The sequence below is a fragment of the Xanthobacter autotrophicus genome (genome assembly GCF_029991245.1).
GTDB classification, from domain to species: Bacteria; Pseudomonadota; Alphaproteobacteria; order Rhizobiales; family Xanthobacteraceae; genus Xanthobacter; species Xanthobacter autotrophicus_C.
In genome coordinates, this window is the sequence record NZ_JAIVFO010000494.1 from 1 (window position 1) to 254 (window position 254).

The 254-nt window shown below is 65.7% G+C and carries 1 protein-coding gene; it reads right to left on the bottom strand.

The window, feature by feature from the left end; translation table 11 throughout:
• Window positions 1-63: 63 nt before the first annotated feature.
• Window positions 64-254: hypothetical protein (locus K9U41_RS23825; protein ID WP_282643284.1), on the bottom strand; the 191-nt coding region annotated here is incomplete at its 5' end.

A 254-nucleotide genomic window follows, 5' to 3' on the forward strand; every position in this document is an offset into this window, starting at 1 on the left:
AGATGGCACCTCGTGAATGGGCGATGGCAAAGGCGCAGTTCGCCGTCATCTTCGGCGAGCGCTTCACAAAGGCCATGGCGGCCTGATCTTCAACCCGCCGCCCCCACACGAAATTCCTGACACTCCCTGGGGCGGCCGGTCGAGCTCCGCGCCTATGCCGACCGGATCGAGCTTCGCCAGGAGGGCAGGATCGTTGGCGAGCAGTCCGGGGGCGGACAGCTCCTGTTCCACCTCGTCAGCCGGCTCTACGAGCA